This is a genomic window from Chryseobacterium sp. CBTAP 102 (genome assembly GCF_003201365.1).
Classification (GTDB): domain Bacteria; phylum Bacteroidota; class Bacteroidia; order Flavobacteriales; family Weeksellaceae; genus Chryseobacterium; species Chryseobacterium candidae.
Map to the genome: position 1 here is coordinate 1 of NZ_QICX01000034.1, position 1,035 is coordinate 1,035.

General features: G+C 40.0%; 1 protein-coding gene. It reads right to left on the reverse strand.

Annotated elements, in window-relative coordinates; all coding sequences use genetic code 11:
- A partial coding sequence (locus C8D70_RS20625) for a transposase (protein WP_110368543.1) occupies window positions 1-716 on the reverse strand: 716 nt, incomplete at its 3' end.
- Window positions 717-1,035 lie beyond the last annotated feature (319 nt).

Below are 1,035 nucleotides of genomic sequence, written 5' to 3' on the forward strand. Positions count from 1 at the left end.
GCATTGAAGGATTCAGCAGCAGCATTGGTGCTTCTTTGATGAAAATAGTTTAAAATATCCCTGTAATGATTCATTATTGTTTTTCTTAAGGTAGAAAAAGATTTAAAATCTGCTTCTTCCACCTCCTTGAACCAATGTGCAAGTTTAGTCATAGCCAAAGATTTTGGAATATTCTGATTATAGATCTTTCGCAGTCCATCGGTCAATTGATAAGCTTTCTCAAGGTCGGGATACTGGGCAAAAAGAATGGCGGCTCTTTGCCTTTGGGAGAGGGTCCATTTTTCGCGGCTCTTATAAAGCAAATACCTGCTTCTTGCCAAAAGCTGTTTGCGGGAATCACCGTTTTCAAATATTTCTGTGCTTAGAATTTGTTCTTCCCCCAATCCTTCCATTACCTTATTTTCCATTTCAATAGCATCCCAGCGATGTCTGATCCTGATTTCCTGAAGAGCTTCTATAGCCAGCTTCTGAACATGAAATCGGTCAATCACCTGCATGGCATTAGGGAAGCAGCGTTGGGCGATACGCTTCATGGAACCCGCCATATCCAAAGTGATTTCATTTACCTTTATCCGAAGTTTTCTGCTGATTTTTAAAAGACGCTCTATGACAAAATCACTCTGGGTACCTTTGATGATGGCAACAATACTTCCTTTTCTTCCTTTTGCTTTTTTGGAGGTAAGAACAGTATAAAGTTCTCCTTCAGATAAGGCCACTTCGTCTAAGGATAAGGATTCTGAGAGATTTTCAGGATAAATGATCCAGTCTTCTGCGTGCCGTTTTTGTTCCCAGCTGTAATATTCACTGAGAGTATTCTTGTATTGTCTCTGAAAAGTCTTGCCTTTGATCCCGAAAAATTCTGCTATAACTTTTAGGGGAAGAGCTTTAGTGTCGGCTAATTTTTTTTAAGAAGCCTGCCAGATCCTTTGTCATGCGTGTTCCTTTCGCTACCAGCTGCCAGTCTCTTTGAAGAATTTCACCAGAGGATTTATCAGTCCATCTTCTTCTTTTCACATGGAGTTTTACGATTTTACC